Here is a 23,207-nt window from a genome sequence, read left to right as displayed (position 1 = left end):
ACCCTTATTGCTGTATCAAGATTATATTTTTAATTTCATACACTAATACATAGTAGTCCTGAAGCGACGAAGACTAAATCATAAATTAACGTCATAACATAACGTTAATGATTCGGATAATTCTCTTTTAAAAATTTAACAGACTGATGAATTAACGCTTTTAACGCATCCACATCAATATCTGCCACTTTATTAATGTATACACACGCTTTTCCTGTCGTATGTTTGCCAAAATCCTTTAACAATTCCTCTCGTGTCGTATCACCCGTCGCAAAATACAAACTGATTTTTGCTTTTCGAGGTGAAAAGCCAACTAGCGGTGCATCTCCTTCATGACCAGATTTATATTTATAATGATAAGAACCAAACCCGATAATACTTGGTCCCCACATTTTCGCTTGGAAACCTGTCGTTTCTGTAAAAATATCTAACAATCTATAGGCGTCTTCACGCTTTTTAGGACTTTCAACCGTTTCAATGAACTCTATAACACTGTTATCATTTTCCTTTGTTTTTAGTTCATACATAACTTAGAATCTCCCCCTTTTCTTAAGAATTTGCTACCATCTCCAATGTCCTTGATGACTTATTATCGTTATTTTTGATGTAGTGCTTGATTAAACTTTTTTAACAGTCGGCCAAATGCTTCGCATTCTTCATCTGACCATTCCTTCACTAAATCCCCAATCCTCTCCATTCTCATTTGTTTGTATGTTAATAATTCTGTTTTTCCTAATTCAGTAATTTGGTAAAAGTATGCCCGTCCATCTAGGGGGTCAGGAATTTTATTCACATACCCTTTATGCTCTAATGTAGCAGCTTGTCTGCTTACTGTAGACATATCTAATTGTAATTCAGTCGCCAATACTTTTACGCCAATAGAACCTTGAACGAATAACTTAAGCAATAGAAGATATGTAGCTCGGTCTAGATTCGTTTGAGCTTTATTCGGTGTAACAGATGTAAGACGCCGACCGAGTATTGCCATTTCTAGTTCGATTGTTTCCAGTAAATCTTCCTTCATCATCTTTCCACCCCATCAAATATTCTCTATAAATTATGATAACTCACTACAAACGTTTGTCAATTCACGACTAATCACGACAGAAAATTGTATTGACATATCAAATACTTGCATCATACAATTAAAATAGTTGCATGATACAACTTCAGGAATATTGTTACATTTCATTACTGTGCATATTCGGATTTATTAGTGAAAAAAACTATGAGGAGTTTTGCCTTATAGATAGTTGAAAACAGTTAGGAGAGGAGAAAGGTATGTCAGCTACATCAAAAGTAAAAACAAAAGTAGCAATACCATCCATACAATCTGAATTGTCAAAAGAGCAAGGTGGTCTTTTTCATCAGCCGATAGCTGTATGGGCGATTTTTTTCGCTAGTATTACAGCCTTTATGGGAATGGGGCTTGTGAACCCTGTTTTACCAACCATTGCTGAAAAATTGCATGCTACGCCTAGTGAAGTAACTTTACTTTACACGAGTTATAATGCTGTCATGGCATTTGCAATGCTTATTACTGGTACGCTTTCTTCAAGGCTTGGACATAAATGGACGCTGCTTCTAGGAATTATCATCATTGCGATTGTTTCAGGACTTGGTGGCGGAATCGCCAACAATATCTGGACATTGGTTGGATTGCGGGCTGGTTGGGGCCTTGGTAATGCCTTATTTGTTGCAACTGCTCTAGCCGCAATCGTTTCGCTTTCTAATAGTGGAACGTCCAAAGCAATTATTCTATATGAAATGGCGGTTGGACTTGGCATTTCAGTTGGACCACTACTCGGCGGAACATTAGGTTCTCTATCATGGAGAGCACCATTTCTTGGTGTCGCAACATTGATGGTCCTTGCCTTTATTATTCTCTCTAAATTAATGCCGACATCGAACACAAAAACAGTTACTAAAACCAAAACTTCCTTATTAGATCCGTTCCGTGCGATGAAGCATCGTTCACTGTTCACATTAGGGATCGTTGCTGCCTTGTACAATATCGGATTCTTCACTATTATGGCGTATGCGCCATTCATCATGGGGCTAGATCCAAAAGGATTAGGCTATGTATTTTTAGGTTGGGGAATCTTACTTGCCATTACTTCTGTTTTTATGGCGCCAAAACTTCAACAACGCTTCGGAGCCATTAAATCGATGGTCATGATGTTACTTTTATTTGCTCTTACCTTGCTCATAATGGGGATTTGGACAGCACACTCCGTTGTCGTAATCGCTGCTGTTATTATTGCAGGTGCGCTATTAGGAAATAATAATACATTGATTACAACCGCTGTGATGGATGCAGCACCTGTTGAACGCTCTACAGCATCTGCTGCATATAGCTTCCTACGTTTCATCGGAGCTGCAATCTCACCTTTTATGGCAGCTAAACTTGCCGAGATTTACAACTCACATGTTCCATTTCTTGTAGGTGCAGGATTTGTTGTCCTTTCTGTATTATTTATCTTGTTCAATTATAAGCATATCAAACATATTGATCAGGCTAAATCGGCTCATTAATTAGAAACAAGGCTGTCTCAGTGTGAGACAGCCTTGTTCATTAACTATGAAACATATGTTCATTTCGCTTCTTCGGTTTCAGGCTTAATAGCGATAAACGTAGCAATAGCTGCAATCACACTTAAACCGCCTAATATATAAAAAAGAGAGTTTTCAGCATGTTTCATCATAATCGCCATAATAGGTGGTCCAGCAGCTACCCCAATAAAACGCATCGAGCTATAAATAGAAGAAACCGTCCCACGTTCTTGCTTTTCAATTCCTGATGTAATAAATGCATCGAGGCATGGCAGCCCTACTCCAATTCCAATACCGCTTAATAAAAATAAAGTAATCATAAACCACATAGCTTTAGAAAAGCTTAGCGTTACAATCGATGCAACTAATAAAACAATTCCTCCAAAGGTAAGCCATTTCATAAGAACTTTATTTTCTTTAATTAATTTCCCTGTAATATAAGAAGCAATGCATAGCCCTCCCAATGGAATAGCTAATAACAACCCTTTTTTTACGTCTTTCACATCGTATACTTTTTCCAATGTATCGGACAAATAAAATAAAACAGCGAATAGCACAAACATTAAAATAATTCCAATAATAAATACAGCATAAAGCCATTTCCCATTGTTTTTGAACGTATCCTTTATATTGTGTATAAATTGTTTAAAGGGAAGCGGTTTCTCTCTATTATTAGGGGTCTTAACTAAGAAAACCATAAGTAAAATTGATATTAAACAAAAAATTGGGATAGAAAAGAATGGGATAAACCAAAAGAATCCTGCCAAAAAAGCTCCCAAAATAGGGCTCAGTACTTTCCCAAGTGTATTGGATGTTTCGATTAATCCTAACGAGCTGCTCACTTCTTCGTCCGTCTTAAACATATCACCGACAAGCGGTAGGACAATTGGAAAAGCCCCAGCAGCTCCAATTCCTTGTAAAGCCCGTCCAATTAAAATGATCCAATATGGATTATCCATTTTCCATCCTGCCCATGCAGAAATCAGTCCCCCGATTGCCGCAATTGCTAGACTTGGAATAATGACTTTCTTCCTGCCTATGTGATCGGATAAGAACCCTGCAATAGGAATAAAAATGATAGCTAAAATCGAGTAGACAGTAATAATCATACTAGATTGAAACGGCGATATCCCTATATTCTTTTCCATAGCCGGAAGAACTGGAATAAGCATTGAATTTCCTAATGTCATCACAAGCGGAATCGATGAAATAGATAGTACAGCCCACTTTTGATTATTAGGCTTGTTTTTGGATGTACTCTTGGATTTCTTGTTAGCCTTTACAGATTGAATATTTTCTACATGTTCCATCGGTGACACGCCTTTTTTTATTATTTTCTGAAACAGTTACAGCTGTTTCAGAAATTGCACTAACTACTGTTAATATGGACTGCCAGATAGCATATTATCCTTGACAAAAAATGATAGTCTCATTAAACATTCATTCACTCACTTCACTCTCCCCTTACTTTGATAAATTATCCCACTGTAACACTTGGATATTTTTAGGACGAGGATTCATAGCTCTATCTCTTTATACATAGAATGTACAAGTTATTATTTAATATCGAGTGGAGTGATTATGTTTGAGCTTGAGCATTTTATTAAGCTATATTTTGTTAGGATTTACGTTAGCAGCCCCCATCGGCCCTGTTAATTCAGCCCGTTTAGATAAAGGAATTAAAAACGGGTTTTGGCATGCATGGATGGTTGGAGTTGGCTCCATGATAGCAGATGGGGTATTTATGCTAATGGTTTATTTAGGAATGGTCCATTTTTTGGAAGTGTTTATCGTCCAAGTATTCCTTTGGTTATTTGGAGCCTTTATACTTACTTATTCAGGAGTGGAAAGTATATTTAGTGCTAGTTCACTTGCTCTTGCTGATAGCCGTGGAAGAGATTCATTATTTAAATGTTTTCTTACAGGCTTCATTATGTCTATTACAAGTCCCTTATCGATTCTTTTCTGGTTAGGAATCTACGGTTCTGTTTTAGCAAAAACGGCTCAAGTAAACGGAACAGAATCCCTGCTCGTTTATAGCAGTATGATCTTTCTTGGGTTAATGTTGTGGGACCTTGTCGTTGCTGGGCTAACAACCGGATTCCGAAAATTTTTAAGTCTTAACAGCTTAAGAGGTATATCCATCCTATCCGGATTAACGCTCATTGGATTTGGTTTATATTTTGGCTATCAAGGAATTACAGCTCTTCTTTAGATCATGATGCTGAGCTCTCTTCCAATCAGAATAAGGACTTTACTCCTAAAAGTAATGCCCCGTGTTCGTTTATTGTAAATGGTTCGCTTACTCTTTTTTCTTATCCTTATCGTTGTTATCTTTTTTCTTCTCACTCATTCGTCGATAGAACTGTGTATGCATGCTCCCTTGTACAATGTTTTCCAGAAAAAAATCTCCAATCAGTTTCAAGTACTCTTCATCATCAAACATTTTTTTATTTTGTAATTCCATCTCTGCTAGTCCTTCATATGTTGAAAAAAGCACATATGTATAATCTTTTCCTGTAATAGGTGTTAATATTTCCACCTTATGATTATAATTTCCATTCCGATACTTAGCCATTTCCTGTAAGTTTTCAATTCCCTCTTTAAAGTTTTCCTGCTTCAACTCAAATGTTTGGTAAACAAACACAGACATGTACCTTACCTCCGAAAATTAATTAATTGTATGTTTAGTATTTTCCTCTCCTCTCTGATTTATGCTTAATGATAAGATGACCCTCCGCTATTGTTAGCTCCATGCATAATAAAACTCCGCTATACTAAGCGGAGTTTTATTATGCTTTGTATCATGCCCTTTTCATGACCCATTCTTTAGATTTTTTAGTACCATCGGCATTTTCTTATCTTCCTTACTCTTACTTTTTCTTTGCTTATTACCATTTGGATAAGGTGATTGAAACCTCGCTTCATCCATTCCATCTATAATATTCGTCAAATGATGTCCCCTCTTTTCCATGTTAAATCTAAATCGTCACACTACCGACCTAGTCAGATAAATAACAGCTCATACACTTCGTTTAATTGATGAGCTCTTTCAGTGTCCTGTTCCTGATTTGCGTATTTAATTGCATCAACCAATACACGATTAAGATAATTGTTTTCTACTTGCGTTAAGTCCTCAACAAACTGCCCTTCTGTTACGTAATTACGATTTGAAACTTTATCAAAAAGCCTCTTTCCCATTGCATCATTTTCCGTATAACCAGCTAATATTTCTCGTAAATAACCTAATGATTGATCCATTCTCCACACTCCTTATTAAATATAGGAAATGCCTTAGACACTGTTGATTTTGCTTACTAAAGGTGTGTAACAGCGTCTACATATAAAATTATTTTCTACAGAAAAGCCCACTTAATACATGCTGCCGATTCTCGTTGAATCGTAAAGGCCCTAAAAGTAAATTTATGTTATCTAAAAAAGTGGTACAAACCTCTTTATCTGAATACATTGGTACAAGCAGGAAGGTACTAAACGGTGAGGTGAAAATGGATTGGGTATTTTTTTTAGTTATATTTTGTTAGGCTTGTCATTAGCTGCACCAATTGGTCCTATTAATGCCGCTCAATTAGACAAAGGCATTCAGAAAGGATTTTGGCACGCTTGGATATTAGGTTTGGGGGCTATATTAGCTGATGCGATTTATATGGCTCTCGTTTATTTGGGAGTCGTTCACTTTTTGGAAATGGATTTCATGAAAACGTTTTTGTGGCTTTTTGGATTTTTTGTCCTCACTTATACAGGAATTGAAACTGTACTTAATGCAGGAAAATTGGCTATAGACAAGCGAGAGGCAAACGACTCCCATTTTTCCTCTTTTTTATCAGGGTTCCTGATGTCGATTTCTAATCCTTTGACGATTTTGTTTTGGCTTGGCATTTACGGATCCGTTTTAGCTAATGCCGCCGATAAATATGATATTCAGCATTTAATTCTATACAGCTCTGCTATCTTCCTTGGTATTTTATGCTGGGATATTACGATGGCTCTCGTCTCAAGCAGCTTTCGAAGGTTTTTAACACCGTCTATCTTAGTCCTGATCTCTGCATTATCTGGACTATCGCTCATCTGTTTTGGCATGTATTTCGCTATCCAAGCGGCTAAGATTTTATTTTAAAAAATACATACGTATATAATAGGAAGTTTCTGATTTCAGGCGTGTAAAACTAAATATGCACACGCCTCTTTTTTATGTAATTCGTACGCATACAACATCCCATGAAAAACACGAATAATCCCTCTCCTAAATACGCACAATATGTATTGAAAGGAGACGATAAAATGAAACATGTAAGAGCCCTAGCGATAAAATTTATTTCTAGTCTAGTTCTTTTATATATGATACTTGGAGTAGCATTCGACATGTCTTTTGGGAATGTATTTCTAATCAGTTTAGTTTTAGGAGTTGTTTCTTATTTAATTGGCGACTTATTTATTTTGCCTAAAACAAATAATACAATTGCAACAATTGCTGATTTCGGACTAGCCTTTTTATTAATTTGGTTGATAGGCGACAGCATAACCTATGGAGATGATATAGTAACGGCTGCTTTCGCTTCAGCAGTAGGTGTAGCTCTATTTGAGTACTTCTTCCATAAATATATGGACAATCAGATCCTCATAAAAGAGGACGACAACCGAATTTCTACTTTACGATATCAAACAGAGGCTTCGGAAGAACTTACCCCAAGAATTCCAACTCGTAAATACGAAGATGAAGATGAGCTATAAAACAGGGTACGACACTTGATCGATCATACTTTTTCAAGTGTCTCCTCTTTTTTTATTAGCTTTTTTAAACAATAGCCTTGATTAAATGGTTTTTGGCTCATTTTAACCTTCGTCCCATGAAGCGAGCTAAAAATCAACGATGTTCTATAACAGCAGCCCATTTATTTCGTTTAACTAAACTAATCTAAACTGGGAGGAATAAGCCCATTGCTTCCTCTAAGAACTGTTGGTAGCGTATCATGCATATTATGGAGGTGCAGGTTTTAGTTTGGGCTTGTTCGCACAAGGAGCTGGATTCTCTACATAATTGAAGACTCCCATTCCATCCATACTAGGTCCCTGAGCCCAACGCCCGGTTGCGCTTTCATTTCCTCTAGAAAAATTGAAGAGGGTATACGAAATCCCTTGTTTTTCCAACTCCTTAGGAAACGTACTTGGCACAACCACATTCTCTTTAGCTTTGAGTTCTTTAATAGCCGCAATCCATCAGCAAGTCTTTATATTTTCCGTTCCCCCGAACACTCCACCCTTTAAAAAAATACTGCAGCGCAACGGATATTCCCCCAAATTGACCTCCTAATACTTCCTGTAGTTGCCTCGCAAATAATGGATCTGGTCTTTCAGGTTTGCATGATATTATAATTCCTTAATGTGGAAAAACGAAATGAATCACCTCACATTAATAGATATCCTCCATCGCTTTCAACTTAGTGTATTACAGGCAATATAGATAGGTGTATGTCCTTTCATTAATCCATACGGTTCATAAAAGAATGAAAAATCACGCCTTCTTTATATAAATTGATAAGCACAACTGGGAATTTTATTCATAAAGTAATTTAGTTCATTACCTTAGTGTATTACATAACTAAGGTGAAAACGTAAGGATACAGGAAATCTATAACTGAGAGGATGACAAAAATGAATCAAGCCTTGGTTATCCCCAATGGATATAAATCTAAACTTAATTTAATGCATACAGAAATTGCAATAAATGAATTAAAAAATTATTTTGAAGATCATTTTGCAAGAGCACTCAACGTAATAAAAGTATCAGCCCCTTTACTAGTAAATGAAGGCACGGGAATAAATGATAACTTAAATGGTATAGAACGAACCGTCTCCTTTCAGGCCTCAGATATTAATAATTCACAAATTGAAGTCGTTCAATCTTTAGCAAAGTGGAAAAGGATAGCTCTTGCTAGATATGGATTTGCCTCTGGTGAAGGACTTTATACAAATATGAATGCAATTAGAAGAGACGAGGTATTAGACAATCTCCACTCCCTATATGTCGATCAATGGGACTGGGAGAAAGTCATTTTAAAGGAAGAGCGCAACCTCCATACACTAAAAACAGAAGTTAAACAAATCTATAAAGCAATGAAAGCAACGGAAAGCTATATGCACGAATTCCACCCCGCTCTCCAGCCAATCTTACCCGATGACATTTATTTTATTACCACTCAAGAACTTGAGGACTTGTACCCTTCACTCACTCCAAAGCAAAGAGAAGATGCAATCACTAAAGAGCATAAAGCTGTTTTTGTTATGCAAATTGGCGGCGCCTTGCGCTCTGGAGAAAAACACGATGGACGTTCCCCGGATTACGACGACTGGGCATTAAATGGGGATATCTTATTCTGGAATCCACTATTAGAGAGAGCTTTTGAAGTGTCCTCCATGGGCATTCGAGTAGATAAAAAAACCCTATTAAAACAATTAAAATTGGCTAATAATGAGGAACGAAGAGTCCTAGCCTATCATCAAGCTATCTTAAGTGAAAACTTGCCTTATACTATAGGCGGCGGCATCGGTCAGTCTAGATTATGCATGTTCTTTCTAAAGAAAGCCCATATTGGTGAAGTTCAAGCCTCCATATGGAATCATCAAATTCTAAAAGAGTGTGAAGAAAACAATATCATTCTTTTGTAGTATATATATCCTATAAAATATCCCTATTACTGTTCGATATGGGTATCTTATAGGAATATTTTATTGTAACATTGTGTAATTAGTTCTATTATAAGAATGATATCTATTTTCATTTTAAGACATCTATAAATGGAAATTATAGTAATGTTAGGAAAAAAGATGAAGAAAAGTATACAACTTAAAATGATTTTGATATTTTCTACCATTGTGCTGTTATCATGTTTGGTGACTGCTTATGTTTGTTATCATTCCTCTGTTCAGTTAGTGAAAGATTCTTTGAGTCAAGTAGCAGCAAATATCGCTAAGCAGGCCGTTAACATCATTGATATAGACAAGTACGAACAAGAAATTACATTGGATGCTGGCGAAAACGATTATTACATAGAATTACGTACAGAATTAAATGATTTAAGAGAAAAAACAGTTTAATAAAATTAATACATTTATACTGAACATACAAATGCAGATACAAGATATATCAACAAATATCCATACTCTTTCCAAACAAAGTGAAGAAATCAATTATTCGCTCGAAAATAGCGCTTCAATAATAGAAGAGTCCACCGCAGGAATTGAGCAAACTTCAGCTTCCATTCAGCAATCAGCTAGTGCAATGAATGAGATTGTAAGCAGTTCCGAATCTGTTGCAAAATTAGCAGAAAACTTAAATAGTTCGGTTGATCATTTTAAATTACATTAAGTCATTGAAAGACGGTACCTTTAATTATCTAAAAGATATCCTTAACTACCAATAGCGAACCTTTTGCTGTTCGCTATTGGTTGTTTACCAGATCCAAGTCCGATAAATCCAAGCTGTCAGCGTTAAAATAATGCTTAATGAAAGATGGGTCCAACCTAGTATGAGCGTAATTTTTCTTTCTTTTTTTAAACCTGCATTTTTATAGGCTTTTACATCTGTCAGTAAAAGCAAAATTCCTGTCACCAACAAAATGCTAATCAAATAGTTAATCGAACGGATATCGTCCATAAAACACTGCTTCCTTTCATGGCACGTCATTTATCTTTCATGCCGCTGTGACGAATATAAGTATCTACTTCTACATCATAGGAAAGATTCTCATAAATATTCCGCCAATCTTCTTCTGTTTTAACGTTTTGTTTCCAATATTCAGGAAACTTCCCTCGGAAATACTCGCCAAACCCAAAAATATCAGACTTTGCTTTTTGTGTTTTAGCAATTAAATCACTCAATGACTTTTGCCCAGTATTTGAAAATCCTCTTTCAAGAGCTCGAATATCTTCCTCTTTTTTTATCTTAACATTCGGGCTTTCCTTCTCCGAAATTTTACCTTCGTAGCGAACTTTCACCAAAATATGGGGCTTACCATTTTTTAAACTTGCTTTTATTTTTGTTTTTCGTTTGACTGCTTGGACTAACGCTATTTCTTTGTTACCGGGAATGTCAGTAAAAATGGGGTACCCTCCCTTTTCTGCACCTATTCCAGCCATAAATGAGCCAATCTCCTGCGGTCTTGTCTTTCCCACCATTTTACTTCCTTGAAAATACGCTAGACCATTAATTTGTATGGTTTTTTTTCCCTTAATTTGAAAATATGGAAGGTATCCATCCTGCCCTTTACTCGAGAAAGCGCTCCAAAATTTACCGATGAAACTTTCAGGAAATTTCCCTAAGTCAACTAAACTGTCAACCATTTCTGCCAAGTAAAGTGAGGGAACACGTTCTAGCTCTGGACTTACCTCCATATACTTTGAAGCTTTTTCTTTTGATACAACAATGGAAGCTGTTCTTCGAATTTCCGGATTGCGTCTCAAGTAATCATTAAAACGTTTCACTCCTTCTTTTGCCACTTCCTCGCTCAATACAATCAATCTTAAGTGTCCTAAAAATATTTCATCCGCTATTTCTTGTTGAAGATTGTATATGGCATCTTCAATTGTATGTCCAACAACAGACACGACCAATACCGGTTTTTTTTCTCCAGCACCTACTTGTGGTCCCAATGGAATCCGCCCAGGTATCGCTATTTGAACGGTAATTTCTATCATATCCTCTTCTGGTATCGATATATCTCCTTTCCTGTGACTTACTTCTGGTTCCCGTTCTTCTGCACCTGGACCAGCTTTATCTATGCCGATTGCTAATATGGTAGACCTCTGCTCAATTTCTCGACTATCCCAACAACCAGTAAGAAGGGGAACTAAGAAAATCAAAAGGAATATTCGCTTCGCTTTATACTTGTTTTGACTCACTATGTTTCCTCCTCTTACTTTTTAATACATCAAGAATAAATAAAAACAGTGGGTAAAGAATCGTAATACTAAGTCCGATTCTTCCTACGTATCGAATAATGCCATACATTTGAAAAATACCTTCTGGCAGCATAGCCAATATATAGACAAATGGAAGAATAAAGTAAGACAGCATCTTATGATCTTGTAAACGAAAAAACTGCTTAATCGAATAAATCGTCAAATAATAACTCGCAAATATAGTTGTAAATACAGCCGTAACCCATACAGATAAAAAAACAACATCTAAACGTTGTAAAATATTCCCTGGCAGAGAAGTTGTTCTCGCAAGTTCTAATGTGGGCCAAAAAAGTTGTTTAATTTCTTCCGTACCAAAGACTGCCACAGTTGCGATAACAAGCAGTAAATATAAGCCTCCAGATATAATGATTGCCCATATACTTGCCTTCATCGCTTTTTTCGGCTGCTTCATAGCTGGAATAATCAATGTCATAACGAATGAACCTTGAAACAAAGCAGCAACGGTTAATGCTCCAAAAAACATCTCATTAAAACCACTCCCAATGAGAGGACGCAAATAAAGAATATTAGCATTTTTTAAAGAAACGGCCACAACGATTAAAACCGGAGCCAATATTATAGGAAGGTAGAAATTGTGTATGTAGGCAAACACATTTATGTTATTTCGTGCACTAATTGCCGCTAATACAAGCATAACAATGACCGTTACATCTAGCGGTGTTTCGATCAATACACTCGTCGTGACAACCGTACCAAATTCACGTGCAGTGAGAGCTGTTAAAATAGTAAAAAAGACGATAACGAATATACTACAAACTTTCCCCAGCCATTTTCCAAGAATCTCTTCACTGTAAGTAATAATGGTTTTACTAGGATGACGAATACCCAGCTTTGTAATAATAAATAGTCCAATTGCTGCTATCCCAGTACCGAACATCGTAACAAGCGGAGCTCCTGTTTCCCCTGCCCTGACAGCAAACAGCGGCAAAGGTAAAACCCCAACCCCAATAATCGTGCTAATTAAGATTGTCGTTGCTTGAAGAGTTGTGATTTCTCTTGGGTCCTCCACTTGTATCTTCCTCCCGCTGGTCGTTTCCGACTTTATTATGCTCTAATGCTTTGTTCCTTTCCTCCCTTAATCTAGCAACATTTTCTTGATGGAGAAAAGTCGGTCTTTTCGGCATCCACCATAGTGGACTTCTAATTACAACATCTTTCATTCCTTGGTAGTTCTCAGGAGAAACCGGGGCCATATACGGAACTCCGAATGATTTTAACGAAAGCATATGGTTGAATATAAAAATAATTCCTATGACAACTCCGTACAAACCGAAGATTCCTGCTAATATGATAATGGGAAATCGGAGCATTCTGAGTGCAAAAGCAGCCACATAAGCCGGAGTTGCAAAAGAACCAATGGTTGTTAATGCAATCACCACAACTGTAATCGGACTTGCCAAGCCTGCATTCACAGCTGCTTCGCCAATGACAAGCACCCCAACAATCGATAAGGCGCCCCCTACTTGTTTCGGCAGTCGAACGGTTGCTTCGCGCAGTACTTCCATCGCTACTTCTATGACTAATACTTCAACCACAGCGGGAAAAGGAATACCAGCTCGGCCTCCTGCAACAGCAACGGCAAACTCTGTTGGCAGCAGTTCAGGATTAAAAGAAATGAACGAAACGTAAAGGGAGGGGAAAACAAGTGAAAATACGAGTGCCAGCATACGCGAAAGTCTCACAAAACTCCCCATTAAAAATCTAGTTGAATAGTCTTCTACCGTTTGATAAAACTGGCTGAAAACCACGGGGACCATTAAAGCAAACGGAGAACCGTCCACTAAAATAGCGACTCTTCCTTCTGCTAAGTTAGCAACTGCTTTGTCTGGTCTTTCTGTGCTGTGAACTTGCGGGAACGGAGAAAATGGATTATCTTCAATAAATTGTTCCAAGTAGCCCGCATCCATAATGACGTCAATATCAATTTCAGAAAGTCGTTTCTCCACTTCGTTGATGACCTTGTTGTCCGCAATTCCTTTTATATAACAGATAGCAACTTTTGATTTGGTAAGGCGTCCTATCTCCATTTTTTTCACGCAAAAGTCGGGGGTTGGAAGTCGATAACGCAATAAAGCAAGATTAGTTGCAATATTTTCAATAAATCCTTCACGCGGTCCCATGATTGCCTGCTCTGTTTCAGGTTGATTAACTGCCCGTTTTTCTAGTTTACGGGTTCCAATATGAATCCCTTCTGCTATGCCCTCAATTGCAATAACGGTTTCCCCGCGTAAAACAAAATCAACTAAACGATCAAGACAGTCATTGAGCTTAGCTTGACTGTGATAAAGCGTTTCGTTAATAATGACATCTTTTAAATCATTCAGGACAATTTTCCTTTGTAACAAGTGATTAGGTATATACATTAACGGTTTTAATATATCGTTATTAATTACAGTTTGATCCGTTAAGTCTGAAAAATAAAACATCACCGCGTGAAATTGACCAAATACCTCAAAATGCTTTATCACAAAATCATTGCTATCTCCAAATATCCCTTTCATAAAATGAACGGTTTCATCAAGAGAACTAGAAATTTTATTTTTAGAGTGTTCTTCTACTACTGAACTGGGAGTCTTTTTGGAGATGATTTGACCATTCTTTTTCTTTTGCTTAAAAAATAAAACCACGGTACCACCACCTTTTTTTACTTTGTCCATGTAAAAGTAAATTATTCCTTTATTCACGTATGATGAAGTTGGTAACCGCTCTTAATCTGATAAGTTACATTTTAACCCTGCAAATAATGAATAATTTCTCGTTTCAACAGCTCAGTATACACAGACCAGAACTTCAATCAGACACACGGTAGCGCAAGAGGGAGCATTAAGGATGTTTCATTCGTATCTATTTATATAAAATTACTAGTACTCCACCAATTAATTATTTCAAATAGTATACATATTCAGCTTCCTAATTTTCGGCATAGAAAAAGTCCTTTATCATGGATAAAGGACTATCCTATGGAGAAGATTACATAAAAAACTTTACAAACCAGCCCTTATTTAAGGGCTGCATTTTAGAAACCAGCGTTATATCTGGCTCCGGAAAATTGAAAAAAAGCCGTTCCTTAACAAACAAATTGTTGTCGTCTCCTAGATCTAATGATAAATAAAGCCCAACTGGATAAATCCACCTGTGATTAGGTATTGAACTTTTTGTCCCTAAACAGACTGACTAATTAAACGGAAAGCCGCGAAACTATTTATGCAACACTAACACTAATGAAGGAACATTTTTCTTTAAGCCTCTGTCATATTATACGGTTGATTGTAAAGAATAATTTAAAATGAAATTAAACTATTTTTGGAGGCAACTAATGATGACTGAACATCATGCTCGACTAACCTCGGCTGAAATCGCTTCTATTTGGACTGCATACATGAACGATAGTATGTCCAAATGTGTTTTAGGTTATTTTCTAAAAGATGTAGAGGATCAAGAAATCCGTTCTATTATCCAATTTGCTTATGACCTTTCATCTTCCCATATCGAAAAACTTACCCACTTGTATCAAGAAGAACAACTACCATTACCGACAGGATTTACAAGTGAGGATGTAAATATGGATGCCCCTCGTCTATATACTGATTCATTTATGATTGGATTTTATTGGTCATTTATCCAGATTAAGCTTAGTTACATACGGTGGCTTTGTTTCAATGAGTGCTAGAAAAGATATAAGAGCATATTTTCTGGAAGGCTCTACGGAAGCATCTAACTTATACGATATGGGTACAGATGTATCCCTTTCAAAAGGATTGTTTGTTAGACCACCCTATATTGCTTATCCGACTAAATCGGACTTTGTAGACAGCAAAAAATAAGAACCAAAATAGTTAAAATTGATTGGTTAGCCAATAGGAAGTGAAGGAATGTCAATGGAAGAACGAATTGAGAAAGTTCTTTGGAGTATTGCATTACCTGGATTTGGACAAATTTTAAACGGAAAGTTTTTCAAAGGACTACTTTTTATCATATTAGAAGTTTTAATTAACCTACAATCAAATTTGAACCAAGTGATTATTTATAGCTTTCAAGGTGATATTCAATCAGCTATTGAGCAAACTAATTATCAATGGTTGATGTTTTATCCATGTATTTATATGTTTGCCATATGGGATGCTTATCGGGATGCTGGAGGTGGGAAATCCCCTTATTCTTTTCTCCCACTTGTTTTTAGTGCTTATTTCATGACTATAGGATTAATCTATTCCTCGAGTTTAAAAATATTTGGGATTTTATTAGGTCATCTTTTTTTATCTATCTTATCTGTGATTCCTGGTATAGGTGTTGGCTTGTTTATAAAAATTATATTAGGAAATTTAAAAACGAAAAAATAACTGAAAAGTTAGGATTAATATACTGAAAACCCCATAATTTCACTCAGATATATTAAGTATGAATGGAAATATTCCTTAACCTTCTTCTTATCCACAACAAAAGAAATATAAGAATCTGATATAGTACCTTACTCTATTTTAGAGATACTCTTTTATGTACATAATTAAAAAGCCTAAATCCCTTGTACTACAAAGAATTTAGGCTTTTTAATATAGGTACTCCGTGAGAATCTTCACTCCAGCACGCTATTTAAGAAATCAAGTCTATCCTTCGCATTCCCTTTTGTGATAATATCTACGTCACTATCAAGGAAGTGATTGACCCGTTCCCCCTTTGTTACTTTTAATGCGGTTTGGACACTTATATACCCCATATCATAAGGGTTTTGCGCTACTGCACTAGGCAATGTTCCTTTTTCTACTAACTTAAGCATCTCAGGAATTCCGCTTGCTCCTATAACAGGCATTTGAATTCCCTTTTCCTGAAGTACCTTTAACACAGGAAGTGCAATATAATCCGTTGAGGCAATTACACCTTTAAGATCTGGATGCTCTCGTAAAATACTTTCTGTTGCCTCTCTAACTACTTTAGGATTATCATCTGGTAATCCTTTTTTTTCTGCCACAATTTCGATTTCCACAGCCTCTAAACTATCTTTAGCCCCTTTTATCCGTTCCCCTTCAACAATTGATTGTTCTCCGCCAAGAAGAGCCACCTTATCTCCAGGCTGCAGCTGTGAAGCCAGTAATATTCCGGCTTTTTCTCCTAAAGAAAAGTTATTCGTACCGATATAAGCCGTCTTATGTTCCCAATTATCATCCGCATATATGAATAATACAGGGATATCCTTTTTGACGAACTTTTCTAATTCCGAATTAATACTATCAGCTGAATAAACCGGAGAAACAATCAATACATCTGGATTTTCTTTAAGAACACTCTTTAACATCTCTCTCTGGGCTTCAACTGTCTCAGTTTCAGGTGCAACCACTTTACCGTTTATACCTAGGTCTTCAAATCCCTTTTCTGCCCCTGCCTTAATAAATTCCCAGTAATCAAGGTCTAAATTCTTTAAAACTACCACTACTTCCGGCTTTTCTTCTTCAAATTGTTTATATATAAAAACAATTGCAATCACAGAAATCACCAAAATCGGAAGAAGAAATCGTTTATGCCTATTAAACATGTAATCCCCCTTTCTTCTTCCTAAATGAAAATATGCTCCTGACATAAACATTTATCAATGATTTGTTTTAAATCGGATGGAAAACGTCGTCCCCGTATCTCCTGTTTCGATATCAATCTCTGCTTGATGTCGCTCGGCTACACTATAACAAATGGCTAAGCCTAACCCTGTTCCCTTCTCCTTCGTAGTGAAGAAAGGAGTCCCTATTTTTTCTAATATTTCCGGACTTATGCCCGCTCCTTGATCTTTTATTTCTAAAATGACTGCCTGTTCCTCTGCATACGTTTTTATCGTAAGTTTCCCTCCAGAAGACATAGCATCCAGCCCATTCAAAGCCATATTCAATATAAATTGACGAATTTCCTTTTCATCAATTGATATATTCGGACATTCACTTAAATCAAGATTTACTTGTTTACTAGCACGCATTGCTTCTGCTTGAATAAGTGGAAATAAGGCTTTAATAATCGTATTTAAATCTTTCATTTGTTTATCACTAACTTTATTTTTAGCTAAATTTAGAAATTCAGTAATAATAGAGTTAGCTCGATTTAATTCATCTAACATGAGATCAATGACCTCTTTTGATACCTCTCTGCCCCTTGCTACTTGTAAAAACCCGTAAACTGTAGTCATTGGATTTCGAATTTCGTGAGCAATTCCCGCTGCCATCTCTCCAATTAAATTCAAATGGTCTAATCGAGCCATCTCCCTCTCTAAAAGAACCCTTTCCGTAATATCTGTCAATACAAAAAGAATACAAGGCTCCGGCTCAATATGAATCGTTTCTGATGATAATAATCCGGCACGCATTTCTCCTCTTTTTGTCTTATATTGAATTTTCATGTTGCGAATAGGTTGCTCTAAATCGATGGAATGGCCACCCGCTTCTTCAATAAAATCTTGTAAATTAATTTTTTGATTTTGTAACTCCTCATAGCTATAACCAGTGAATGTTACCCAACTTGCATTTACATCCATATAGGTTCCATTTTCTTGTGAAATAATCGCCATTAAGTTAGGGCTAGACTCAAATATTTTCCGAAACCGTTCCTGTGAAACAAAAAGGTCGTCCGCAATCTTTTTTCTCTCCTCAATTTCTTGTTGCAGCTTTTCATTAGCTAATAGAAGCTCAATTGTACGTTTTTCTACAATATGTTCGAGATTAGCAAACTGTTGCTTTTTAACTTCCTCTATCTGTTTTCTTTCCGTAACATCACGGATAGCGCAAACGAATATGTGCCTGCCCTCTATTTCAGTCTCTCCAATTTGGATATCTACAGGAAAATCACTTTTATCCTTACGTAACGCAACTGATTCGATTACTTTTCCAACCCCTTGTTTAATGGAAGACAAGAAATCTGAGGACCTCTCTCCGTTCTTTCCTACCATTTGTAGAAAGAGCTTGGAAACATTCTGTTCTATTAATTCCTCAGGCTGATAGCCAAACATCCTTTTTACAGCAGGATTCACTGATAATATACGCTCTTGATCATCAAAGGTAACAATCGTATCAATTAGCGTTTCACCAATTACTTTCGTTAATGCTTCTGTTCGGCGCAAATCCAAAGTTGTCCGATTTAATCTTTGGTTAACTTCCTTTAGTTCGACTGAACGTTGCCATTCACTCTTACTAATCTCTTCTTCATATTTTTCGTGCATTTCAACAAATTTTTCTATTTTTGATTTTAATATTTCAGGCTGAAATGGCTTAAAAATATAATCAATAGCTCCAACGGAATAACCACGTTCAACATGTTCACGATCTTGACTAATCGCTGTAATAAAAATAATCGGAGTTTGTTTGGTTTTTGCTCTCGCGCGTATTAGCTTAGCTGTTTCAAATCCATTTAATCCAGGCATCTGTACATCTAGTAAAATCACTGCAAACTCTTGTTTTAGCAAACATTTCAACGCTTCTTTCCCTGATGTCGCACAAACTAAGTTATAATTCGGAGACGAGAGTACAGCTTCCAATGCTAGTAGATTTTCAGGATGATCGTCTACCATTAATATATTCACTTTTTTGGAAGCAGCATTATTTATATTTACGGTATAGTTTTTCTGTTGAGTCGATTTCTTCATAGCAGTTTCCATGACTTGTAAATCTAATCCCCTCTCTTTTGCCCAACCCGATAAAACCTGATAAACTTAGACTTTCATAAAAAAGCTGATGGACATCATTTTGTAAACTCTTATTAAAATAGATAAGAACATTTCGACAAATAATAATATCAAACTCATTAAATGAAGAATCTGTTACTAAGTTATGCTCTGCAAACATAATATTTTTTTGCAGAAAGGGGTGGAAAACAACTTGTTCACCTACGACCTTATAATATTCTGAAAAAGCTCTTATTCCGCCAGCTTCCATATAATTTTTTGTATATAGCTGCATATTCGCTAAAGAAAAAGTACCTTTCTTTGCTTGCTCTAAAGTTTTTGGATTAATATCGGTTGCCCAAATCTTAGCCTTTTCATAGATTCCTTCTTCATGTAACAGAATAGCCATTGAATAAACTTCCTCACCAGTCGAGCAGCCTACATGCCAAATTCGAATATCTGGATAATCTTTTACGAAAGGAACGATATTTTTTCGAAAGGACTGGAAAAATGCCGGATCACGAAACATCTCTGTAACATTTATTGAAAGGTCAGAAAATAATCTCTTCATTACCTCAGGATTACGAAGCAGCTTTTCCTGCAGTGCCGAAACACTTTTCAGATTTTCATTGTGAACGCGATGCAAAATTCTCCTTTGCAGGAAGGACTGTGCATAATTTCTAAAGTCATAGCCATAATAGCGGTAAATGGCTTCTAGAAGTAACTCGATTTCAATTCGCTCTATCTCTTGAACTTGTACTGGATCTTGTATGATTGTATTTTTCATTCTTAATTGACTATCCTTCCTTTCTATATAACCATACATGCATAAGCGAGAATAATTGATCTACATCAATCGGCTTACTAATATAATCCGTTGCTCCTGCAGCTAAGCATTCCTCGCGACTCTGTTTCATAGCCTTCGCCGTCAGCGCAATAATCGGTAGTGTTTGATACTTTGGTAGTTGTCTAATTCTGCGCATCGCCTCAAAACCATCCATTTCAGGCATCATAATGTCCATTAAAACAATATCGGTATCTGGATTATCTTGTAACATTTCAATCCCTTCACGGCCATTTTCAGCTACAATGATATCCATTTCATATTTTTCAAGTGCAATTGTTAATGCATAAACATTTCGTATATCATCATCCACAATGAGTACTTTTTTATGTTTGAGCGAAGATTTGCCCTCTTCGTTTATACGGCTGCCTTCCTCGTCCACTTCACTTTTTTCATTCAGTGAATAATCCTCATATTCAAGCCCTGCTGCAGCTTCCTCTATATAGGAGTTTTCCTCTAGTATCTCGCTTGATTGCAGGATTGGTAAATATAGTGTAAAGTTGCTTCCCTTTCCAACTTCACTTGTTAACTCGATAAAGCCGCCTAATACAGAAGCCATTTCACGACTTATGGATAACCCTAAACCTGTCCCGCCATACTTTCGACTTGTCGTTCCATCGGCCTGTTTAAAGGCATCAAATATTACTCTTTGTTTTTCTCTAGGTACCCCGATGCCCGTATCAATAACCGAGAAAGCCAGCATATACTCTGCTTGAGCACTCACAGGCATTTGTTTCTCAATATATTCCGTCCGTACCTTTCGAACTTGCAGCGATACACTGCCGCTTTCAGTAAATTTAAAAGCATTGGACAGCAGATTTTTTAATATTTGTTTTAGACATTGTTCATCTGTATATAAATAGTTTGCTACATTAGGTTCTAACTGAACGTTAAACTGAATATCTTTCTGACTAGCAATAGGTGAGAATTGCTTACTCAAATAATCTTGTATATCGTATAGATTGACTTCCTTGGAAATCACTTCTAATTTACCAGACTCTATTTTGGCTAAATCTAAAATATCATTTATTAAAAGGAGTAAATCATTACCCGAAGTATAGATGGTCCGAGTATATTCCTCTTGTTTCTTTGAAAGATTGCCCTCTTCGTTTTCAGAAAGAATCCGTGCCAAAATGAGCAAACTATTCAGTGGTGTTCTAAGCTCATGAGACATGTTAGCAAGAAACTCCGATTTATATTGTGAGCTAATCTCTAATTGTTGAGCTTTTTCTTCAAGAGCCTCCCTTACTTTTTCTAACTCTTTTTTCTTCTGCTCGGAGGCGGTATACTGCTCCTCAAGTTTTTCATTTGTTGTCCTTAATTCCTCTTGCTGTAATTGTAATTCTTCAGATTGGACTTGAAGTTCTTCTGTTAAAGCTTGTGATTCTTGCAACAATCGTTCTGCTCTCATATGATTTAACATACTATTGATGGCCATTCCTAACGTACTATTGATTTCTTCAAGAAGCTTAACTTGACTAGAGGTAAAGGCGTGGAAGGAGGCAATTTCGATTACCGCAAGCACCTCTCCTTCAAGTTGCACAGGTAAGATAATAATATTTCTTGGTGAACCTTCTCCTGTACCGGAACGTATGCTTATATAATCTTCTGGTACTTGTGTAAGCAGGATGGCCCGTTTTTCAAGCGCACATTGTCCAACAAGCCCTTCTCCAATATAAAAGCCTTCAGATGCCTTAAACTGATTTGAAAAAGCATACGCTGCTATCCTTTTAAGATACGGCTGAGCTCCATTTTCACTCTTCAAATAGAAAACACCGAAACTCGCATCTACTATAGGAACAAGCTTAGAAATGAATGACTCGCCAAGCATCTGTATATCTTTAGCTTCCGGGTACATCGTTGCTATTTCAGCAATTTTCGTTTTAAGCCAGCCATGTTCTTCAGCTTCCTCTAATAAGTGTTTTTCTAACTTACTATGTGCCTCAAGCTCCGAAACCATTGTGTTAAAAGCAGCTGCGATTGAGCCAATTTCATCTTTGGAAACGATTTCAATACGAGGTAAATTGTCCCCATTACTATTGCTAGCACTGTTCATAACAGTCGTTACCTTATTGAGATTCTTAGTCATACTCCTAATAATCCAAATAATCAGTCCTATTCCTAAGCCCAAGCTGATAGCTAAATAGATATATATCGATGTGACAGCCCAATTATAAGTGTCCCGAGATCTTAAAAGTTCATTCTTCATCTCTTGTTCTTGTAATCCAAGAAGGAGTAGAGAAGTTTGAAGCATTCTTTCCCGAGTAAGTTTGATCTCATCTACCATTGCCTCTTGACTATCAACCTCAATGTCTACTTTTTGCCATACTATGACTTGCTGTACCATATCTTGATATGAATCATGCAGGGTTGTATATTGTTCCATTAAATCAAGTGATTTTTCTTGCGTATCCAGTTCTTTAAGTGACTCAATTCCTTGTTTGATCTTCAAGTTTGATTCTTCCCAAGCATTCAAGGCTTCTCTATTATTTCCATTTGCCGAAGTTGCTGTAGCCTCCCTGAACGCTCTTCCAATATTAGCAGTTTCGTATTTTATCTCCGCAGCAATGTCAATTCGTTCATATAGTTCATTCACAACGACGTTCATCTTAATTATAGACTGTTCAAGCATGTTCATTAAAATAACGACGCTAATAGAAATTAATAGTAAAATGAAGCCGATGCTCGCATAGAGCTTTGTTGTAAATTTCATACTTCCTCCCCGCTCCGTTATTTTTTTATTCATTACGTTATATGAAAGTGAAGCTTACAAATAAGTAATGAGGTCCTAACTTGCATATATTTTTTTGAACATTTCGATATTTATCGACATATATTTATCTATTTGAAAGAGACTCCCTTCACTTTTCATATTACAAATCAACCTAAAAATGTTATTTCATCACAAATTATATCATATTTTATCAGACTTCATTCATAGCAAATTATTTTTTATATAGGTTCTGTTAAATAACGTTGTTGATTTTTGGCCTATTGAATTTAGTATAGTGGAAAAGCGTGTCAGATCGCGGCCTCACACGCGCAGGAGCCAAAAATCATTCCGCCAACTAAATAGGATGATGTCGAAAAATCAAATCGGCTTTATATAAAGTGAAACTTCCATCAGTGGGGGTGTTCCTTCATCCCCCATTGATGGTTAGCCACGTTCTACGGTCACTAAGA

At 36.5% G+C, this 23,207-nt stretch carries 24 protein-coding genes and 1 pseudogene; 10 read left to right on the top strand and 15 right to left on the bottom strand.

Going from position 1 to position 23,207, the window contains the following annotated elements; translation table 11 throughout:
* Nucleotides 1-104: 104 nt before the first annotated feature.
* Both V7068_RS13825 and V7068_RS13820 read right to left on the bottom strand, forming a co-directional pair.
* Nucleotides 105-527: a DUF1801 domain-containing protein gene (locus V7068_RS13825; protein ID WP_499713268.1), complete on the bottom strand. Its 423-nt coding sequence runs from the start codon at nt 525-527 to the stop codon at nt 105-107.
* Nucleotides 528-595: 68 nt separating this feature from the next.
* Entirely contained in the window at nt 596-1,024 is a 429-nt protein-coding gene (locus tag V7068_RS13820) for a MarR family winged helix-turn-helix transcriptional regulator (protein WP_499713267.1), read from the bottom strand.
* Nucleotides 1,025-1,281: 257 nt separating this feature from the next.
* Here V7068_RS13820 and V7068_RS13815 point away from each other — a divergent pair, with 257 nt between their 5' ends.
* On the top strand, nt 1,282-2,535 hold the full coding sequence (locus V7068_RS13815) for an MFS transporter (RefSeq protein WP_499713266.1): 1,254 nt from the start codon (nt 1,282-1,284) through the stop codon (nt 2,533-2,535).
* 59 nt (nt 2,536-2,594) lie between these two features.
* Here V7068_RS13815 and bcbE read toward each other — a convergent pair whose 3' ends face one another.
* Nucleotides 2,595-3,863 (bottom strand): bacillibactin exporter BcbE, encoded by a 1,269-nt coding sequence (gene bcbE, locus V7068_RS13810; RefSeq protein WP_499713265.1) that lies wholly within the window; start codon nt 3,861-3,863, stop codon nt 2,595-2,597.
* Between the two features lie 275 nt (nt 3,864-4,138).
* On the opposite strand from bcbE, the gene V7068_RS13805 reads away from it, so the two are divergent.
* Nucleotides 4,139-4,768, top strand: a complete 630-nt coding sequence (locus tag V7068_RS13805) for a LysE family transporter (RefSeq protein WP_499713264.1) — start codon at nt 4,139-4,141, stop codon at nt 4,766-4,768.
* An 87-nt stretch (nt 4,769-4,855) separates the two neighbouring features.
* Here the strand turns inward: V7068_RS13805 and V7068_RS13800 are convergent, their stop codons facing one another.
* From V7068_RS13800 to V7068_RS13790, 3 genes are all read right to left on the bottom strand, one after another.
* Nucleotides 4,856-5,206, bottom strand: coding sequence for a hypothetical protein (locus V7068_RS13800; protein WP_499713263.1), 351 nt, complete (start codon nt 5,204-5,206; stop codon nt 4,856-4,858).
* Nucleotides 5,207-5,368: 162 nt separating this feature from the next.
* Nucleotides 5,369-5,506: a hypothetical protein gene (locus V7068_RS13795; RefSeq protein WP_252289614.1), complete on the bottom strand. Its 138-nt coding sequence runs from the start codon at nt 5,504-5,506 to the stop codon at nt 5,369-5,371.
* 53 nt (nt 5,507-5,559) lie between these two features.
* Nucleotides 5,560-5,814, bottom strand: a complete 255-nt coding sequence (locus V7068_RS13790; protein WP_499713262.1) for a sigma-G-dependent sporulation-specific acid-soluble spore protein CsgA — start codon at nt 5,812-5,814, stop codon at nt 5,560-5,562.
* A 250-nt stretch (nt 5,815-6,064) separates the two neighbouring features.
* Between V7068_RS13790 and V7068_RS13785 the strand changes: the two genes are divergently transcribed.
* On the top strand, nt 6,065-6,688 hold the full coding sequence (locus V7068_RS13785; protein WP_499713261.1) for a LysE family transporter: 624 nt from the start codon (nt 6,065-6,067) through the stop codon (nt 6,686-6,688).
* Between the two features lie 164 nt (nt 6,689-6,852).
* Nucleotides 6,853-7,302, top strand: a complete 450-nt coding sequence (locus V7068_RS13780) for a YndM family protein (RefSeq protein ID WP_252293849.1) — start codon at nt 6,853-6,855, stop codon at nt 7,300-7,302.
* 179 nt (nt 7,303-7,481) lie between these two features.
* On the opposite strand, the pseudogene V7068_RS13775 reads toward V7068_RS13780, so the two are convergent.
* Nucleotides 7,482-7,968 (bottom strand): annotated as a pseudogene (locus V7068_RS13775) (manganese catalase family protein).
* A gap of 255 nt (nt 7,969-8,223) precedes the next feature.
* Here V7068_RS13775 and asnA point away from each other — a divergent pair.
* From asnA to V7068_RS13760, 3 genes are all read left to right on the top strand, one after another.
* Nucleotides 8,224-9,237 carry an aspartate--ammonia ligase gene (gene asnA, locus V7068_RS13770; protein WP_499713270.1) on the top strand — a complete coding sequence of 338 codons (1,014 nt, stop codon included), beginning with the start codon at nt 8,224-8,226 and terminating at the stop codon, nt 9,235-9,237.
* 276 nt (nt 9,238-9,513) lie between these two features.
* Complete coding sequence (locus V7068_RS13765) at nt 9,514-9,666, top strand: hypothetical protein (RefSeq protein ID WP_499713260.1); 153 nt, start codon at nt 9,514-9,516, stop codon at nt 9,664-9,666.
* 31 nt (nt 9,667-9,697) lie between these two features.
* Complete coding sequence (locus V7068_RS13760) at nt 9,698-9,937, top strand: hypothetical protein (protein WP_499713259.1); 240 nt, start codon at nt 9,698-9,700, stop codon at nt 9,935-9,937.
* An 84-nt stretch (nt 9,938-10,021) separates the two neighbouring features.
* On the opposite strand, the gene V7068_RS13755 is transcribed toward V7068_RS13760, so the two are convergent.
* Genes V7068_RS13755 through V7068_RS13740 form a run of 4 tightly spaced genes read right to left on the bottom strand, consistent with a single transcriptional unit; the run spans nt 10,022 to nt 14,207 of the window.
* Nucleotides 10,022-10,225: a CLC_0170 family protein gene (locus V7068_RS13755; RefSeq protein WP_499713258.1), complete on the bottom strand. Its 204-nt coding sequence runs from the start codon at nt 10,223-10,225 to the stop codon at nt 10,022-10,024.
* Between the two features lie 26 nt (nt 10,226-10,251).
* The gene (locus V7068_RS13750; RefSeq protein ID WP_499713257.1) at nt 10,252-11,469 is read right to left on the bottom strand and encodes a Ger(x)C family spore germination protein; all 1,218 of its coding nucleotides are present in this window, start codon (nt 11,467-11,469) and stop codon (nt 10,252-10,254) included.
* Nucleotides 11,450-12,559, bottom strand: a complete 1,110-nt coding sequence (locus V7068_RS13745; protein ID WP_499713256.1) for a GerAB/ArcD/ProY family transporter — start codon at nt 12,557-12,559, stop codon at nt 11,450-11,452. The genes V7068_RS13750 and V7068_RS13745 overlap by 20 nt, the downstream gene beginning before the upstream one ends.
* Entirely contained in the window at nt 12,507-14,207 is a 1,701-nt protein-coding gene (locus V7068_RS13740; RefSeq protein WP_499713255.1) for a spore germination protein, read from the bottom strand. Before V7068_RS13740 ends, V7068_RS13745 begins: the two co-directional genes overlap by 53 nt.
* Nucleotides 14,208-14,866: 659 nt before the next feature.
* On the opposite strand from V7068_RS13740, the gene V7068_RS13735 reads away from it, so the two are divergent.
* The 3 genes from V7068_RS13735 to V7068_RS13725 are packed head-to-tail and all read left to right on the top strand — an operon-like array spanning nt 14,867 to nt 15,890.
* On the top strand, nt 14,867-15,220 hold the full coding sequence (locus V7068_RS13735) for a DUF3231 family protein (RefSeq protein WP_499713254.1): 354 nt from the start codon (nt 14,867-14,869) through the stop codon (nt 15,218-15,220).
* Nucleotides 15,210-15,374 carry a DUF3231 family protein gene (locus V7068_RS13730; protein WP_499713253.1) on the top strand — a complete coding sequence of 55 codons (165 nt, stop codon included), beginning with the start codon at nt 15,210-15,212 and terminating at the stop codon, nt 15,372-15,374. The genes V7068_RS13735 and V7068_RS13730 overlap by 11 nt, the downstream gene beginning before the upstream one ends.
* A gap of 54 nt (nt 15,375-15,428) precedes the next feature.
* Nucleotides 15,429-15,890 carry a hypothetical protein gene (locus V7068_RS13725; protein ID WP_499713269.1) on the top strand — a complete coding sequence of 154 codons (462 nt, stop codon included), beginning with the start codon at nt 15,429-15,431 and terminating at the stop codon, nt 15,888-15,890.
* A 233-nt stretch (nt 15,891-16,123) separates the two neighbouring features.
* On the opposite strand, the gene V7068_RS13720 is transcribed toward V7068_RS13725, so the two are convergent.
* The 4 genes from V7068_RS13720 to V7068_RS13705 are packed head-to-tail and all read right to left on the bottom strand — an operon-like array spanning nt 16,124 to nt 22,737.
* Nucleotides 16,124-17,077, bottom strand: coding sequence for a sugar ABC transporter substrate-binding protein (locus tag V7068_RS13720; protein ID WP_499713252.1), 954 nt, complete (start codon nt 17,075-17,077; stop codon nt 16,124-16,126).
* A gap of 54 nt (nt 17,078-17,131) precedes the next feature.
* A complete protein-coding gene (locus V7068_RS13715) occupies nt 17,132-19,162 on the bottom strand; it encodes a PAS domain S-box protein (RefSeq protein ID WP_499713251.1) in 2,031 nt (676 codons plus the stop codon).
* A complete protein-coding gene (locus V7068_RS13710) occupies nt 19,116-19,967 on the bottom strand; it encodes a CheR family methyltransferase (protein WP_499713250.1) in 852 nt (283 codons plus the stop codon). The genes V7068_RS13715 and V7068_RS13710 overlap by 47 nt, the downstream gene beginning before the upstream one ends.
* Nucleotides 19,968-19,977: 10 nt before the next feature.
* Nucleotides 19,978-22,737: a response regulator gene (locus tag V7068_RS13705; protein WP_499713249.1), complete on the bottom strand. Its 2,760-nt coding sequence runs from the start codon at nt 22,735-22,737 to the stop codon at nt 19,978-19,980.
* Between the last annotated feature and the right edge of the window lie 470 nt (nt 22,738-23,207).

Origin of the sequence: Bacillus sp. JJ634 (assembly GCF_036962285.1) — a bacterium.
GTDB lineage: Bacteria > Bacillota > Bacilli > Bacillales > DSM-1321 > Peribacillus > Peribacillus asahii_A.
The sequence above is the reverse complement of the archived record's forward strand: the minus strand, read 5'-3'. Positions and strand labels throughout refer to the sequence as shown.

Bases quoted from the DNA above. Each gene is read 5' to 3' on its own strand.
- V7068_RS13705 (WP_499713249.1), bottom strand. From the start codon at position 22,737: ATGAAATTTACAACAAAGCTCTATGCGAGCATCGGCTTCATTTTACTA.
- V7068_RS13740 (WP_499713255.1), bottom strand. From the start codon at position 14,207: ATGGACAAAGTAAAAAAAGGTGGTGGTACCGTGGTTTTATTTTTTAAG.
- V7068_RS13710 (WP_499713250.1), bottom strand. From the start codon at position 19,967: ATGAAAAATACAATCATACAAGATCCAGTACAAGTTCAAGAGATAGAG.
- bcbE (WP_499713265.1), bottom strand. From the start codon at position 3,863: ATGGAACATGTAGAAAATATTCAATCTGTAAAGGCTAACAAGAAATCC.
- V7068_RS13780 (WP_252293849.1), top strand. From the start codon at position 6,853: ATGAAACATGTAAGAGCCCTAGCGATAAAATTTATTTCTAGTCTAGTT.
- V7068_RS13720 (WP_499713252.1), bottom strand. From the start codon at position 17,077: ATGTTTAATAGGCATAAACGATTTCTTCTTCCGATTTTGGTGATTTCT.
- V7068_RS13735 (WP_499713254.1), top strand. From the start codon at position 14,867: ATGATGACTGAACATCATGCTCGACTAACCTCGGCTGAAATCGCTTCT.
- V7068_RS13715 (WP_499713251.1), bottom strand. From the start codon at position 19,162: ATGAAGAAATCGACTCAACAGAAAAACTATACCGTAAATATAAATAAT.
- asnA (WP_499713270.1), top strand. From the start codon at position 8,224: ATGAATCAAGCCTTGGTTATCCCCAATGGATATAAATCTAAACTTAAT.
- V7068_RS13790 (WP_499713262.1), bottom strand. From the start codon at position 5,814: ATGGATCAATCATTAGGTTATTTACGAGAAATATTAGCTGGTTATACG.
- V7068_RS13800 (WP_499713263.1), bottom strand. From the start codon at position 5,206: ATGTCTGTGTTTGTTTACCAAACATTTGAGTTGAAGCAGGAAAACTTT.
- V7068_RS13825 (WP_499713268.1), bottom strand. From the start codon at position 527: ATGTATGAACTAAAAACAAAGGAAAATGATAACAGTGTTATAGAGTTC.
- V7068_RS13815 (WP_499713266.1), top strand. From the start codon at position 1,282: ATGTCAGCTACATCAAAAGTAAAAACAAAAGTAGCAATACCATCCATA.
- V7068_RS13730 (WP_499713253.1), top strand. From the start codon at position 15,210: ATGAGTGCTAGAAAAGATATAAGAGCATATTTTCTGGAAGGCTCTACG.
- V7068_RS13755 (WP_499713258.1), bottom strand. From the start codon at position 10,225: ATGGACGATATCCGTTCGATTAACTATTTGATTAGCATTTTGTTGGTG.
- V7068_RS13820 (WP_499713267.1), bottom strand. From the start codon at position 1,024: ATGAAGGAAGATTTACTGGAAACAATCGAACTAGAAATGGCAATACTC.
- V7068_RS13725 (WP_499713269.1), top strand. From the start codon at position 15,429: ATGGAAGAACGAATTGAGAAAGTTCTTTGGAGTATTGCATTACCTGGA.
- V7068_RS13760 (WP_499713259.1), top strand. From the start codon at position 9,698: ATGCAGATACAAGATATATCAACAAATATCCATACTCTTTCCAAACAA.